Genomic DNA, 14,695 nt, shown 5'->3' with positions numbered 1-14,695 from the left:
GAAGGAGACAGGCGGATGTCCGGCCACTCTAAATGGGCTACGACGAAGCACAAGAAGGCCGTGATCGATGCCAAGCGCGGCAAGCTCTTCGCGAAGCTGATCAAGAACATCGAGGTCGCGGCCCGTATGGGCGGCGCCGACATCGACGGCAACCCGACGCTGTACGACGCCGTCCAGAAGGCCAAGAAGCAGTCGGTCCCGAACAAGAACATCGACTCCGCGGTCAAGCGCGGCGGCGGCCTCGAGGCCGGCGGCGCCGACTACGAGACGATCATGTACGAAGGCTACGGCCCGAACGGTGTCGCGGTGCTCATCGAGTGCCTCACCGACAACCGCAACCGTGCCGCCTCCGACGTCCGCGTCGCCATGACCCGCAACGGCGGCTCGATGGCCGACCCGGGCTCGGTCTCGTACCTGTTCAACCGCAAGGGCGTCATCCTGCTGCCCAAGGCCGACCTCACCGAGGACGACGTCCTGGGCGCGGTCCTGGACGCCGGCGCCGAAGAGGTCAACGACAACGGCGACACCTGGGAGATCATCAGCGAGGCCACCGACCTGGTCGCGGTCCGCACCGCGCTCCAGGAGGCCGGCATCGACTACGACTCCGCCGACTCCAGCTTCGTCCCGACCATGCAGGTCGAGCTCGACGAAGAGGGCGCGCGCAAGATCTTCAAGCTGATCGACGCGCTGGAGGACAGCGACGACGTGCAGAACGTCTTCGCCAACTTCGACGTCTCGGACGAGGTCATGGAGAAGGTCGACGCCTAGTCGGCCGACTCGCACCGCTCGCGACGGCGGGCCGACAGGACACACCCTGTCGGCCCGCCGTCGCATTGTCAGTGCGGGCGGATAGCCTGCACGGACAGGCGAGCGATGACCGGACGAGGGGGGGGGCACGGTGCGCGTACTGGGTGTGGACCCGGGGCTGACGCGGTGCGGTGTCGGCGTGGTCGAGGGGGTCGCCGGACGGCCCCTGACCATGATCGGCGTCGGGGTCGTACGGACCCCCGCGGACGCGGAGCTGGGGGACCGGCTCGTCGCCATCGAGCGCGGCATCGAGGACTGGCTCGACGAGCACCGGCCGGAGTTCGTCGCCGTGGAGCGGGTCTTCAGCCAGCACAACGTCCGCACGGTGATGGGCACCGCCCAGGCCAGCGCCGTCGCCATGCTGTGCGCGGCCCGCCGGGGGATACCCGTCGCCCTGCACACCCCCAGCGAGGTCAAGGCCGCCGTCACCGGCAGCGGCCGGGCCGACAAGGCACAGGTCGGGGCCATGGTGACCCGGCTGCTCCGGCTCGCCGAACCGCCCAGGCCGGCCGACGCCGCCGACGCGCTGGCCCTCGCCATCTGCCACATCTGGCGGGCCCCCGCCCAGAACCGCCTCCAGCAGGCGGTAGCCCAGCACGCCTCCGCCTTGAAAGGCCGTACGAGATGATCGCCTTCGTCAGCGGCCCGGTCGCCGCGCTCAGCCCCGCCCTGGCCGTGATCGAGGTCGGGGGAGTGGGCATGGCCGTGCAGTGCACCCCGGCCACCCTCGCCGGCCTGCGCGTCGGCGAGCCGGCCCGGCTGGCCACCTCGCTCGTGGTCCGTGAGGACTCCCTGACCCTGTACGGCTTCGCGGACGACGACGAACGCCAGGTCTTCGAACTCCTCCAGACCGCGAGCGGCGTCGGGCCCCGGCTGGCCCAGGCGATGCTCGGGGTGCACAGCCCGGACGCGCTGCGCCTGGCCGTCGAGTCGGGGGACGAGAAGGCGCTGATGGCGGTACCCGGGATCGGCAAGAAGGGGGCGCAGAAGCTGCTGCTGGAGCTCAAGGGGAAGCTCGGCTCGGCCTCCGCCGTGGTCGGCGCGCAGCGGGCCCCCGTGGCCTCCGGCCCCGCGCCGTGGACGGAACAGCTCACGGCGGCGCTCATCGGCCTCGGGTACGCCTCGCGGGAGGCGGAGGACGCGGTCTCGGCGGTGACGCCGCAGGCGGAGGCGGCCCTCGCCGCCGGCGGCTCGGCCCCCGTCCCCCAGCTGCTGCGGGCCGCCCTCCAGTCACTGAACCGGGCCCGGTGACGGGACGCCGCTGCGCGGGCGCGCAGCGGCGCACCGCAGCCACCGCAGCCGGTACGAACAAGAAGGCAGACTGACCCCGTGAACTGGGACGACGAAACCGACACCCCCGAGCCCGACCGCCTGGTCGCCGCCGCGGCCGACGGCGAGGACACCGCCGTCGAGGCCGCCCTGCGCCCCAAGGACCTCGGCGAGTTCGTCGGCCAGGAGAAGGTCCGCCAGCAGCTGGACCTCGTCCTGAAGGCGGCCCGCCAGCGCGGCGCCACCGCCGACCACGTCCTGCTCTCCGGCGCGCCCGGCCTCGGCAAGACCACTCTCTCCATGATCATCGCCGCGGAGATGGGCGCGCCCATCCGCATCACCTCCGGCCCCGCCATCCAGCACGCCGGCGACCTCGCCGCGATCCTCTCCTCCCTCCAGGAGGGCGAGGTGCTCTTCCTCGACGAGATCCACCGCATGTCCCGGCCCGCCGAGGAAATGCTGTACATGGCCATGGAGGACTTCCGCGTCGACGTGATCGTCGGCAAGGGCCCCGGCGCCACCGCCATCCCGCTGGAGCTGCCCCCGTTCACCCTCGTCGGCGCCACCACCCGCGCCGGCCTGCTGCCCCCGCCCCTGCGGGACCGCTTCGGCTTCACCGGCCACATGGAGTTCTACGCCCCCGAGGAGCTCGAGCGCGTCGTCCACCGCTCCGCCCGCCTCCTCGACGTGGAGATCGACACCGCCGGCGCCGCCGAGATCGCCGGCCGCTCCCGCGGCACCCCCCGCATCGCCAACCGCCTGCTGCGCCGCGTCCGCGACTACGCCCAGGTCCGGGCCGACGGGGTGATCACCCGCGAGGTGGCCGCCACCGCCCTCCAGGTGTACGAGGTCGACGCGCGCGGCCTCGACCGGCTGGACCGGGCCGTGCTGGAGGCCCTGCTCAAGCTGTTCGGCGGCGGCCCCGTCGGGCTGTCCACCCTCGCCGTCGCCGTGGGGGAGGAGCGCGAGACCGTCGAGGAGGTCGCCGAGCCCTTCCTGGTGCGCGAGGGCCTGCTGGCCCGTACGCCGCGGGGCCGGGTCGCGACCCCCGCCGCATGGGCTCACCTGGGACTTGTTCCCCCACAGCACCCGGGCGGCGGATCAAGCGGACAACAGGGCCTGTTCGGGGTCTGACGGCGCGGAGGTTCGACCGGTCAGGAACTGCGGTGCCATGCTGGGCGTTGTTCCATCGGCGCTGACTCGCCTAGACTCCGCCGATGCCGACCCTTCGGGTCGGCGTGCCCACCCCCGTAGAAAAAGGCCGTCTCCCGGGCGGTCGTGCGAAGGATCTCCGTCCCGTGAATCTCGTGACACTCCTCCCGTTCATCGTGCTCATCGGGGCGATGTTCCTGATGACCCGCTCCGCGAAGAAGAAGCAGCAGCAGGCCGCGCAGATGCGTGACCACATGGCGCCCGGTACCGGCGTCCGCACCATCGGCGGCATGTACGCCACGGTCAAGGAGATCGGTGACGACACCGTCACCCTCGAGGTGGCCCCCGGCGTCCACGCGATCTACGCCAAGAACGCGATCGGCGCCGTGCTGGAGGACGAGGAGTACAACCGCATCGTCCACGGCATCACCGAGACCCCGGAGGACACTCCGGTCGTCCCCGACGACGCCTCCTCGCTGACCGGGGGCGACGCCCCCAAGCTCGACCTCGGCAAGAAGGACGAGCCCAAGGGCGACGACGAGCCGAAGGACGGCAAGACCGACGGCGAGCCCGGCGCCAAGTAGCGCCGGGCAGGGACCGCGGTGGTGCCCGACCGGCATCCGCCGCGGTTCCCGCAGTGAACTTCTGCGGGGGGCAGGGGTCCCCACCACACATTTCGTGGCCGTCCGCGCGCTGACCCGGCGCGCGACGGTTGGACAGGGAGATACGACAAGGTGGCAGCACCGAAGAAGGGCCGGCGGCCCACGGGGGCTCAGGGGAGGCCGGGGCGCGCCCTGGCCTTCATCCTGATCGCGATGGTGGCGCTCACCGCGGGGATGTTCCTCTCTCATCAGACCACCCCCCGTCTGGGCATCGACCTCGCGGGCGGTACGAGCATCACGCTCAAGGCGAAGAGCGAGCCCGGCAAGCCGGACGCGGTCAACGAGACCAACATGAACACGGCCGTCGGCATCATCGACCGCCGTGTCAACGGTCTCGGCGTCACGGAGGCCGAGGTCCAGACCCAGGGCCGCGACCACATCATCGTGAACATCCCCAAGGGGGTGAACGAGCAGCAGGCCCGCGAGCAGGTCGGTACCACCGCCCAGCTGTACTTCCGCCCCGTGCTCGCCTTCGCGGACGGCGCCCCCGCCGCCCCCGAGACCAAGCCGAGCGCGTCCCCGAGCCCCTCCGCGGGCGGGTCCGGTGCTCCGAAGGCCGAGGGAAGCTCCAAGCCCTCCGCTCCGGCCACCCCGTCGTCCAGCGCCACTTCCCAGGGCCGTGTGCTCAGCGAGGCCCTCAAGGCCCCGGGCACCCCCACTCCCTCGCCCTCGGCGAGCGAGTCGAAGAAGGCAGACGACAGCAAGGCCACGCCCTCCGCCTCGGCCCCGGCCCCCGTCCCGACCCCGCCGGTCGACCCCGCCGTGGCCGACCTGCAGGCGAAGTTCGCCGCGCTGGACTGCACCAAGGAGGACCAGCGCGCCGCCGCCGGCAAGGGCGCCAAGCCCGAAGAGCCGACGGTCGCCTGCGGCCAGCGCGGCAGCGCGTGGGGCAAGTGGATTCTCGGTCCGGCCCAGGTCGCCGGCACGGACGTGAAGGACGCCAAGGGCGTCATCGACCAGCAGCGCGGTCAGTGGATCGTGCAGATGCAGTTCACCGACAAGGGCGCCGACAAGTTCGCCAAGATCACCGGTGAGCTGGCCACCAAGCAGGCCCCGCAGAACCAGTTCGCGATCGTCCTCGACGGCAAGGTCATCTCCGACCCGTCCGTCAGCCAGGCGCTGACCGGCGGCAACGCCGAGATCTCCGGCGGCTTCACCCAGCAGTCCGCGCAGGACCTGGGCAACATGCTCTCCTACGGCGCCCTGCCGCTGTCCTTCCAGGAGGACAGCGTCACCACCGTCACCGCCGCGCTCGGCGGGGAGCAGCTGAAGGCCGGCCTGATCGCCGGCGCCATCGGCCTGGTCCTCGTCGTGATCTACCTGCTGGTCTACTACCGCGGTCTGGCCTTCATCGCGATCGTCAGCCTCATGGTGTCCGCGGTCCTCACGTACACGATCATGTCGCTGCTGGGCAAGGGCATCGGCTTCGCCCTGAACCTGCCCGCCGTCTGCGGCGCCATCGTCGCCATCGGCATCACGGCCGACTCGTTCATCGTGTACTTCGAGCGCATCCGTGACGAGATCCGCGAGGGCCGCACCCTGCGTCCGGCCGTCGAGCGCGCCTGGCCGCGCGCCCGGCGCACGATCCTGGTCTCCGACTTCGTGTCGTTCCTCGCCGCCGCGGTGCTCTTCATCGTCACCGTCGGCAAGGTCCAGGGCTTCGCCTTCACGCTGGGTCTGACCACCCTGCTCGACGTGGTCGTGGTGTTCCTGTTCACCAAGCCCGTCATGACCCTGCTGGCGCGGACGAAGTTCTTCTCCAGCGGTCACCCGTGGTCCGGGCTGGACCCGAAGCGGCTCGGCGCCAAGCCGCCGCTGCGCCGGTCCCGCCGCACCGGCCCCGTCCCCGCCCCCGTCGACGCAAAGGAGGCGTGAGATGTCGAAGCTGGGAGATCTCGGCGCCAAGCTGTACCGCGGTGAGGTCGGCTACGACTTCGTCGGCAAGCGCTTCGTCTGGTACGGCGTCTCCATCCTGATCACCATCACGGCCGCCGTGGCCCTGGCCGTCCAGGGCCTCAACATGGGCATCGAGTTCAAGGGCGGTGCCGTCTTCACCACCCCGAAGACGAGCGTGTCCGTGGCGCGGGCGACCGAGGCCGCCGACAAGGCCTCCGGCCAGCACTCGATCGTCCAGGAACTCGGCACCGGCGGGCTGCGCATCCAGATCTCCGGTCTGGACACGAAATCCGCCGCCTCCGTGAAGCAGCAGCTGGGCGCCGACCTCAAGGTCGACGCGGCCCAGATCAACGCGGACCTGGTCGGCCCGAGCTGGGGCGAGCAGATCGCGAACAAGGCCTGGACCGGCCTGGCGATCTTCATGGTCCTCGTGGTGGTCTACCTCGCCATCGCCTTCGAGTGGCGGATGGCCGTCGCCGCGCTGATCGCGCTGGTCCACGACCTCACCATCACCGTCGGCGTGTACGCGCTCGTCGGCTTCGAGGTCACCCCGGGCACCGTGATCGGTCTGCTGACCATCCTCGGTTACTCCCTCTACGACACCGTCGTCGTCTTCGACGGTCTCAAGGAGGGCGCGAAGGACATCACCAAGCAGACCCGCTACACCTTCAGCGACGTCGCCAACCGCAGCATCAACGGCACGCTGGTCCGCTCGATCAACACCACCGTCGTGGCGCTGCTCCCGGTCGCGGCCCTGCTGTTCATCGGCGGCGGCTTCCTCGGTGCGGGCATGCTCAACGACATCTCGCTGTCGCTGTTCGTCGGCCTCGCGGCCGGTGCGTACTCCTCGATCTTCATCGCCACCCCGCTGGTCGTGGACCTGAAGGAGCGCGAGCCGGCGATGAAGGCGCTGACCAAGCGGGTGCTCGCCAAGCGGGCGGCCGCGGCCGCCAAGGGCGAGGACGCCGACGCCGACACCGACGGCGGCGAGCCGCAGGTCGTGTCCCAGGGCGGCCAGGGGAGGCGGCGCCGGTGACCTCCCCCAGCTGCACCCCCGAGGTCCGCGAGCTGCTGCTCAGCCGGATCACGGACGTCCCGGACTACCCGAAGCCGGGTGTGGTGTTCAAGGACATCACCCCGCTGCTCGCCGACCCGAAGGCGTTCGGCGCGCTGACCGACACCCTGGTGGAGCTGGCCGGCCGGTACGGCGCGACTAAGATCGTCGGGCTGGAGGCGCGCGGGTTCATCCTCGCCGCCCCGGTCGCCGTGAAGGCGGGCATCGGCTTCGTCCCCGTGCGCAAGGCCGGCAAGCTGCCGGGGGCCACGCTCGCGCAGGCGTACGAGCTGGAGTACGGCACGGCGGAGATCGAGGTCCACGCGGAGGACCTGGCGGCCGGTGACCGGGTCATGGTTATCGACGACGTCCTCGCCACCGGTGGCACCGCCGAGGCCTCGCTGGCGCTGATCCGGCGGGCCGGGGCCGAGGTCGCCGGTGTGGCGGTCCTGATGGAGCTGTCGTTCCTCCCCGGGCGCGCGAAGCTGGCCGGGGCCCTCGCGGGGGCTCCGCTGGACGCGCTGATCGTGGTCTGACCTTGCTGCGCCGAAGCGGCGGGCGCCCGGATCCCCGGGCGCCCGCCGCTTTCGCGTGCGGCGCCGCACGGCGGCCGAGTGCGGCCTCGAGCGGCAGCGGCCGGCTGGGGCGGGCCTCGAACGGTGGCGGGGCGGCATATCGCGGAGCGGCCGGGGAGAACGGGCCGGCGGAACCCTCGCTACCATGGGTTATCCGGACCTGACCGGGGCTCCGGATCCTCCCCCGGAGCCTGTCCCGGGGGACCCCCAGAGGAGCGCTCTTGCCAGACGAGGTCCAGCCACTCCCCGCCGCGCAGCCCGACCCCAAGGCCGACCCCGCCGCGGCGGCCGCAGCCACGCCCCCGCCGGCCCCGCCGGTCAGGCCCCTCCCGGCCAAGCCGGCCGGGTCCTCCAACCGGGTGCGCGCCCGGCTGGCCCGCCTCGGCGTGCAGCGTTCCAACCCGTACAACCCGGTACTGGAACCCCTGCTCCGTATAGTCCGCAGCAACGACCCGAAGATCGAGTCGGCGACGCTGCGCCAGATCGAGCAGGCCTACCAGGTCGCCGAGCGCTGGCACCGCGGCCAGAAGCGCAAGAGCGGCGACCCGTACATCACCCACCCGCTCGCGGTGACCACGATCCTCGCCGAGCTGGGCATGGACCCCGCCACCCTGATGGCCGGGCTGCTGCACGACACGGTCGAGGACACCGAGTACGGGCTGGAGCAGCTGCGCCGGGACTTCGGCGACGCCGTGGCCCTCCTCGTCGACGGGGTGACCAAGCTCGACCGGGTCAAGTTCGGGGAGGCCGCCCAGGCCGAGACCGTGCGCAAGATGGTCGTCGCCATGGCCAAGGACCCCCGGGTCCTCGTCATCAAGCTCGCCGACCGCCTGCACAACATGCGCACGATGCGCTACCTGAAGCGGGAGAAGCAGGAGAAGAAGGCCCGCGAGACCCTCGAGATCTACGCGCCGCTGGCCCACCGCCTCGGCATGAACACGATCAAGTGGGAGCTGGAGGACCTCGCCTTCGCGATCCTCTACCCCAAGATGTACGACGAGATCGTGCGGCTCGTCGCCGAGCGGGCCCCCAAGCGCGACGAGTACCTGGCCCTCGTCACCGACGAGGTGATGGTCGACCTGCGCGCGGCCCGGATCAAGGCCACCGTCACCGGCAGACCCAAGCACTACTACAGCGTCTACCAGAAGATGATCGTCCGCGGCCGTGACTTCGCGGAGATCTACGACCTGGTGGGCATCCGCGTCCTCGTGGACACCGTCCGGGACTGCTACGCGGCCCTCGGTACCGTGCACGCGCGCTGGAACCCGGTCCCCGGCCGGTTCAAGGACTACATCGCGATGCCCAAGTTCAACATGTACCAGTCGCTCCACACGACGGTCATCGGACCCAACGGCAAGCCGGTCGAACTCCAGATCCGCACCTTCGACATGCACCGCCGCGCCGAGTACGGCATCGCCGCGCACTGGAAGTACAAGCAGCAGACCGTCGCCGGAGCCTCCAAGATCCGCACGGACGTCCCGCAGGCCGCCAAGGGCAGCGCCGGCCAGGACACCGTCAACGACATGGCCTGGCTGCGCCAGCTGCTGGACTGGCAGAAGGAGACCGAGGACCCGGGCGAGTTCCTCGACTCGCTGCGCTTCGACCTCTCCCGCAACGAGGTCTTCGTCTTCACCCCCAAGGGCGACGTCATCGCGCTGCCCGCCGGGGCGACCTCCGTGGACTTCGCGTACGCCGTCCACACCGAGGTCGGCCACCGCACCATAGGGGCCCGGGTCAACGGGCGGCTCGTCCCGCTCGAATCCACCCTGGACAACGGCGACCTGGTCGAGGTGTTCACCTCCAAGGCCGAGGGCGCCGGCCCCTCCCGGGACTGGCTGGGCTTCGTCAAGTCCCCGCGGGCCCGCAACAAGATCCGCGCCTGGTTCTCCAAGGAGCGCCGCGACGAGGCCATCGAGCACGGCAAGGACGCCATCGCGCGGGCCATGCGCAAGCAGAACCTGCCGATCCAGCGGATCCTCACCGGCGACTCGCTCGTCACCCTCGCGCACGAGATGCGCTACCCCGACATCTCCTCCCTCTACGCGGCGATCGGCGAGGGCCACGTGGCCGCGCAGGGCGTCGTGCAGAAGCTGGTGCAGGCCCTCGGCGGCGAGGACGCAGCCAACGAGGACATCGAGGAGAGCGTCCCGCCCTCCCGCGCCCGTACCAAGCGGCGCGGCAACGCCGACCCGGGCGTGGTCGTCAAGGGCGTCGAGGACGTGTGGGTGAAGCTGGCCCGCTGCTGTACCCCGGTGCCCGGCGACCCGATCATCGGCTTCGTCACCCGTGGCAGTGGCGTATCGGTTCACCGCGCCGACTGCGTCAACGTCGACTCCCTCTCCCAGCAGCCCGAGCGGATGCTGGAGGTGGAGTGGGCCCCGACCCAGTCCTCCGTCTTCCTGGTCGCCATCCAGGTCGAGGCGCTGGACCGGTCCCGGCTGCTGTCGGACGTCACGCGGGTGCTGTCGGACCAGCACGTCAACATCCTCTCCGCGGCCGTGCAGACCTCCCGCGACCGGGTGGCCACCTCGCGGTTCACCTTCGAGATGGGCGACCCGAAGCACCTGGGCCACGTCCTGAAGGCCGTACGCGGCGTCGAGGGCGTCTACGACGTCTACCGCGTGACCTCGGCCCGCAGGCCGTAGCCCGGCCCGGGCGCGTACGACGGTGGGCGCCACCCCCGAGGGGTGGCGCCCACCGTCGTGTCCGGCGCGGCGGCCCGGTCAGGGGCAGCCCCACCAGACGAAGTTGAGGTTGCCGCCGAAGAGCGCGGACACGGCCGTGGCGGACCCGAGGATCCACACCACCGTGCTCCGCCGCGCCCTGGCCAGGGCGAGCGCGAACGGGAAGAGCAGCGGGAACGCGGGCATGATGAAGCGCATCTTCGAGAAGTAGAAGCCCGCCCCGCCCAGCGCCACCAGCATGATCATGGCTGCGAAGATCCACACCACCATGGGGGGCCGGCGCCGGCGCGTCATCAGCACGAACAGCACCACCGCGGTGACCACCGTCAGCGAGACCACCACGTGGTTGAGGGTGGTGTGCACCTCGGTGAAGGTCTTCTTCAGCTCGCTGAGGGTGTCGAAACCGCCGTCGTACACCGAACCCCAGCGGCGCTGGAGCTCGAAGTAGCCGTCCCAGCGCCCGAAGTGCCAGCCGACGTAGCCCACGTACCCGAACCAGCCCAGCGGGGCGATCAGCGAGGCGGCGACGATCCGCCCCACCGGGGGCCGCTGCGCACGGCGCTTGCGGAGCCACTGCACGTACTCCCAGACCCCCGCCAGCACCACGGCCGCGACGATCGCCGAACCCGAGGGCCGGGTGGCCCCCGCGAAGAAGGCCAGCACACCAGCCGTCAGCCAGGACTTCGTCATCACCGCGTACATCGCCCACACCGAAAGGGCGAGGAACAGCGGCTCGGTGTACGCCATCGACTGGACGAGCGCCGCCGGCACGATCGCGAACAGGGCGCAGGTGAAGAGGGCGACCCGGCGGCCGTAGATCTTGTCGGTGACGGCGAAGATGCCCCACGCGGCGATGACCGACGCGAGCATCGCCAGCCCCATCGCCACCCAGTTCATGGGCAGGTGCGTGACCAGCGAGGTGTACCGCACCAGCATCGGGTACACGGGGAAGAACGCCATCTGGCAGCTCGGCCCCGCGAACGCGCACGGCGAGGGGGTCGCCAGCGGGGTCGTCAGACCGTTCTCGGCGATGTGCAGGTAGTACACCGAGTCCCAGCGCCCGCCGAGGATCTCCAGCGGCCGCACGTCCTTGCGCACGGCCCAGATCGCCATCACGGCGAGACCGGTGGCCCGCAGGGCGATGTGGACCAGCAGCGCCTTCCGGGCACGCTTCAGGCTCGCGAGTACGCGCCGTCCGACACCACGCAGTCCGGAGTCCTTCTTGCCGGACAGCGGCTCGGCGACGAGAAGTGAGTCGGGGACATCAGCGCGTATCTGGGTATGCGTCACATTCGATCCTGGTCGTCGCCCGGCAGAAGGCCGCCGAGGCGGCACCGCACAACGTTACACAGGAGGAGGGTGCAACCCGCGCGCACCCTGTGTTGAAACCGCGTAACGAATCGGACGCACCCCAACCGCACGCAACCGGGCAACCGGGCCGGAACGCCCGTACACGGCGGACGGGCACCACCGGAGGGAACCGGTGGTGCCCGTCGGGTGCCCGTCCGAGGACGGCGGCCGGACCTCAGCCGCCGAACTCCTCCAGACCCTTCAGCGCCTGGTCCAGCAGGGCCTGGCGGCCCTCCAGCTCCCGGGACAGCTTGTCGGCCTTGGCGTTGTTGCCGGCCGCGCGCGCCGAGTCGATCTCACCGCGCAGCTTGTCGACGGCCGCCTGGAGCTGCCCCGTCAGACCGGCCGCACGGGCCCGCGCCTCCGGGTTCGTACGCCGCCACTCGCCCTCCTCGGCCTCCTGGATGGCCCGCTCCACGGCGTGCATCCGGCCCTCGACCTTGGGACGGGCGTCGCGCGGCACGTGGCCGACGGCCTCCCACCGCTCGTTGATGGAGCGGAACGCGGCCCGGGCCGCCTTCAGGTCCGTCACCGGGAGGAGCTGCTCCGCCTCGACGGCCAGCTCCTCCTTCAGCTTCAGGTTCTCGACCTGCTCCGCGTCCCGCTCCGCGAAGACCTCGCCGCGCGCCGCGAAGAACACGTCCTGCGCACCGCGGAAACGGTTCCAGAGGTCGTCCTCGGCCTCGCGCTGCGCCCGGCCCGCCGCCTTCCAGCTGTCCATCAGCTCGCGGTAGCGGGCGGCCGTCGGACCCCAGTCCGTCGACTTCGACAGCGCCTCGGCCTCGGCGACCAGCTTCTCCTTGGCCTTGCGGGCCTCCTCGCGCTGGGCGTCCAGCGCGGCGAAGTGCGCCTTGCGACGCTTGGAGAAGGCCGACCGGGCGTGCGAGAAGCGGTGCCACAGCTCGTCGTCGGACTTGCGGTCGAGCCGGGGCAGGCCCTTCCAGATGTCCACCAGCGCGCGCAGCCGCTCGCCGGCACTGCGCCACTGGTCGCTCTGCGCCAGCTCCTCGGCCTCGGTCACCAGGGCGTCCTTGGCCGTACGGGCCTCGTCCGCCTGCTTGGCCTTCTGGACCTTGCGCTCCTCGCGCCGCGAGTCCACCGTCGCCACCAGCTTGTCCAGCCGGACGCGCAGGGCGTCGAGGTCACCGACGGCGTGGTGCTCGTCCACCTGCGTCCGCAGGTGGTCGATGGCCGTCTGGGCGTCCTTGGCGGACAGATCGGTGGTCCGCACCCGCCGTTCGAGGAGGCCGATCTCGACCACCAGGCCCTCGTACTTGCGCTCGAAGTAGGCCAGGGCCTCCTCGGGGGTGCCCGCCTGCCACGAGCCGACGACCTGCTCGCCCTCGGAAGTACGCACGTACACGGTGCCGGTCTCGTCGACTCGGCCCCACGGGTCGCTGCTCACAGCGCCTCCTCCACCTGATGCCGCACGGGGTCGTGTCCCCCTGGCATCGTCCACAGTTTCCTGGGGCGGGCAGCGCCCGCCCTGCACAACGCCAACATAGGCGACCGCCGGGCCGGCTGTCCGCATCCCGCACGACGGAATATCGCCGCAGGGGCCGCGGGGCCGGCCGGGGCGGGGCCGCCGGGTCCCGTCAGTCCTTCGTGACGGTGGCCTTCTCGATGTTCACGGGGGTCTTCGGGGCGCCGTCCTGGGCGCCGTCGGCGGTACCCGCCTTGGCGACCTCCTCCAGGACCTTCAGCCCCGCCGCGTCGATCTTCCCGAACGGGGTGTACGAGGGGGCGAGCGGGCTGTCCTTGTAGACGAGGAAGAACTGGCTGCCGCCGGTGCCGGGCTGGCCGGTGTTGGCCATCGCCACGGTGCCGGCCGGGTAGACCACCTGGCCCTGCTCGTTCGGCTTGCCCAGGGAGTCCAGGTTCTCGTCCGGGATCGTGTAGCCCGGGCCGCCCCGGCCGGTGCCCTCGGGGTCGCCGCACTGGAGCACGTAGATCCCGCTGGTCACCAGGCGGTGGCACTTGGTCTTGTCGAAGAAGTTCTTGTCGGCGAGCGACTTGAAGGAGTTCACCGTCTGCGGGGTCTTCGAGGCGTCCATCGCGAACTTGATCTCGCCCGCGCTGGTCTTCAGGTCGAAGGTGTACTTCGCCTTGTCGTCGATCGCCATCGCCGGGGACGGCGACTTCTTCGGCTCCGGCAGCGACGGGGAGGCCGAGGGCTCGGCCGACGCGTCCGTCTTGTCCTTGCTGTCGAACACACCGCCCGCGACGAGCCCGATCAGCGTCGCGATCACCGCGGCCGAGGCCGCACCGATGATCGCCAGTCGCTGCCGCGACCTGCGGCGGGCCTCCGCGCGGCGCTTCTGCTGGCGCTCGTACTTCTCCCTGGCGAGCTGTCGCCGACGCTGATCGCTCGTGACCACCGGGTCGTCTCCTTGTACGTCTCTGGTACCGCTGTCCGGGCTCGGTTAGGCCGTACCGTATATGGGTTCGCTGTGTGATGAGCGGCGCCGGTAGGCTCTGAGCAGCAGATTCCGAACTGCTGCCGCCCGACGGACGACGATTGAGGACGAACGTGCTGATTGCCGGATTCCCGGCCGGGGCCTGGGGGACCAACTGCTACCTGGTCGCCCCCGCCGCGGGTGAGGAGTGCGTCATCATCGACCCGGGCCACCAGGCCGCCCAGGGCGTCGAGGAGACGCTGAGGAAGCACCGCCTCAAGCCCGTCGCGGTCGTCCTGACCCACGGCCACCTCGATCATGTGGCCTCGGTGGTCCCGGTGTGCGGAGCGCACGACGTTCCCGCCTGGATCCACCCCGAGGACCGCTACATGATGAGCGACCCGGAGAAGGCCCTCGGCCGCTCCATCGGCATGCCGCTCATGGGAGAGCTCACCGTCGGCGAGCCGGACGACGTCCGCGAGCTGTCCGACGGCGCCGCCCTGAAGCTGGCCGGGATGGAGTTCTCGGTGGCGCACGCGCCCGGCCATACCAAGGGGTCGGTGACCTTCCGGATGCCCGAGCAGGCCGACGTACCGCCGGTCTTCTTCTCGGGCGACCTGCTCTTCGCCGGCTCCATCGGACGCACCGACCTGCCCGGCGGCTCCCACGCCGAGATGCTCCAGTCGCTGGCCCGCGTGTGCCTGCCGCTGGAGGACTCGACGGTGGTGCTGTCCGGCCACGGTCCCCAGACCACCATCGGCCGTGAGCGCGCGACCAACCCGTACCTGCGGGAGGTCGCCGCCGGCCTGGGGGACGGCACCGCCGCCCCACGACGAGGAATGTGACGAGT

13 protein-coding genes are annotated in these 14,695 nt (G+C 71.1%); 10 read left to right on the top strand and 3 right to left on the bottom strand.

Translation table 11 applies throughout. The annotated features are described in order from the left end of the window. The first annotated feature begins 15 nt into the window (after window positions 1-15). The 9 genes from BX286_RS08210 to BX286_RS08170 all read left to right on the top strand — a co-directional run bounded on the left by BX286_RS08210 (window position 16) and on the right by BX286_RS08170 (window position 10,060). Window positions 16-768, top strand: a complete 753-nt coding sequence (locus tag BX286_RS08210; RefSeq protein WP_079425079.1) for a YebC/PmpR family DNA-binding transcriptional regulator — start codon at window positions 16-18, stop codon at window positions 766-768. Between the two features lie 130 nt (window positions 769-898). Continuing rightward, window positions 899-1,435: a crossover junction endodeoxyribonuclease RuvC gene (ruvC, locus tag BX286_RS08205; protein WP_079425077.1), complete on the top strand. Its 537-nt coding sequence runs from the start codon at window positions 899-901 to the stop codon at window positions 1,433-1,435. After that, the gene (gene ruvA / locus BX286_RS08200; protein ID WP_100865084.1) at window positions 1,432-2,058 is read left to right on the top strand and encodes a Holliday junction branch migration protein RuvA; all 627 of its coding nucleotides are present in this window, start codon (window positions 1,432-1,434) and stop codon (window positions 2,056-2,058) included. Before ruvC ends, ruvA begins: the two co-directional genes overlap by 4 nt. Window positions 2,059-2,136: 78 nt before the next feature. Further along, a complete protein-coding gene (gene ruvB / locus BX286_RS08195) occupies window positions 2,137-3,210 on the top strand; it encodes a Holliday junction branch migration DNA helicase RuvB (protein ID WP_079425073.1) in 1,074 nt (357 codons plus the stop codon). A 164-nt stretch (window positions 3,211-3,374) separates the two neighbouring features. After that, window positions 3,375-3,812: a preprotein translocase subunit YajC gene (yajC, locus tag BX286_RS08190; protein WP_079425071.1), complete on the top strand. Its 438-nt coding sequence runs from the start codon at window positions 3,375-3,377 to the stop codon at window positions 3,810-3,812. Window positions 3,813-3,962: 150 nt separating this feature from the next. Continuing rightward, window positions 3,963-5,765, top strand: a complete 1,803-nt coding sequence (gene secD / locus BX286_RS08185) for a protein translocase subunit SecD (protein ID WP_079425070.1) — start codon at window positions 3,963-3,965, stop codon at window positions 5,763-5,765. Between the two features lies 1 nt (window position 5,766). Next, window positions 5,767-6,822: a protein translocase subunit SecF gene (gene secF / locus BX286_RS08180; RefSeq protein ID WP_079425068.1), complete on the top strand. Its 1,056-nt coding sequence runs from the start codon at window positions 5,767-5,769 to the stop codon at window positions 6,820-6,822. Continuing rightward, entirely contained in the window at window positions 6,819-7,376 is a 558-nt protein-coding gene (locus tag BX286_RS08175) for an adenine phosphoribosyltransferase (protein ID WP_079425066.1), read from the top strand. The genes secF and BX286_RS08175 overlap by 4 nt, the downstream gene beginning before the upstream one ends. A 260-nt stretch (window positions 7,377-7,636) precedes the next feature. Continuing rightward, window positions 7,637-10,060, top strand: coding sequence for a bifunctional (p)ppGpp synthetase/guanosine-3',5'-bis(diphosphate) 3'-pyrophosphohydrolase (locus BX286_RS08170; RefSeq protein ID WP_079425064.1), 2,424 nt, complete (start codon window positions 7,637-7,639; stop codon window positions 10,058-10,060). Window positions 10,061-10,138: 78 nt separating this feature from the next. Here the strand turns inward: BX286_RS08170 and BX286_RS08165 are convergent, their stop codons facing one another. The 3 genes from BX286_RS08165 to BX286_RS08155 form a co-directional block, all read right to left on the bottom strand. After that, window positions 10,139-11,389, bottom strand: a complete 1,251-nt coding sequence (locus BX286_RS08165) for a mannosyltransferase family protein (RefSeq protein WP_237292706.1) — start codon at window positions 11,387-11,389, stop codon at window positions 10,139-10,141. Between the two features lie 235 nt (window positions 11,390-11,624). Next, on the bottom strand, window positions 11,625-12,854 hold the full coding sequence (locus tag BX286_RS08160; protein WP_079425062.1) for a DUF349 domain-containing protein: 1,230 nt from the start codon (window positions 12,852-12,854) through the stop codon (window positions 11,625-11,627). Window positions 12,855-13,044: 190 nt separating this feature from the next. Beyond that, the gene (locus BX286_RS08155; RefSeq protein WP_079425060.1) at window positions 13,045-13,827 is read right to left on the bottom strand and encodes a peptidylprolyl isomerase; all 783 of its coding nucleotides are present in this window, start codon (window positions 13,825-13,827) and stop codon (window positions 13,045-13,047) included. A gap of 152 nt (window positions 13,828-13,979) precedes the next feature. Here BX286_RS08155 and BX286_RS08150 point away from each other — a divergent pair, with 152 nt between their 5' ends. Next, complete coding sequence (locus BX286_RS08150; RefSeq protein ID WP_079425058.1) at window positions 13,980-14,690, top strand: MBL fold metallo-hydrolase; 711 nt, start codon at window positions 13,980-13,982, stop codon at window positions 14,688-14,690. Window positions 14,691-14,695: the final 5 nt, after the last annotated feature.

It is taken from the genome of Streptomyces sp. 3211.6 (genome assembly GCF_003634815.1).
Taxonomy (GTDB): domain Bacteria; phylum Actinomycetota; class Actinomycetes; order Streptomycetales; family Streptomycetaceae; genus Streptomyces; species Streptomyces katrae_A.
The sequence above is the reverse complement of the archived record's forward strand: the minus strand, read 5'-3'. Positions and strand labels throughout refer to the sequence as shown.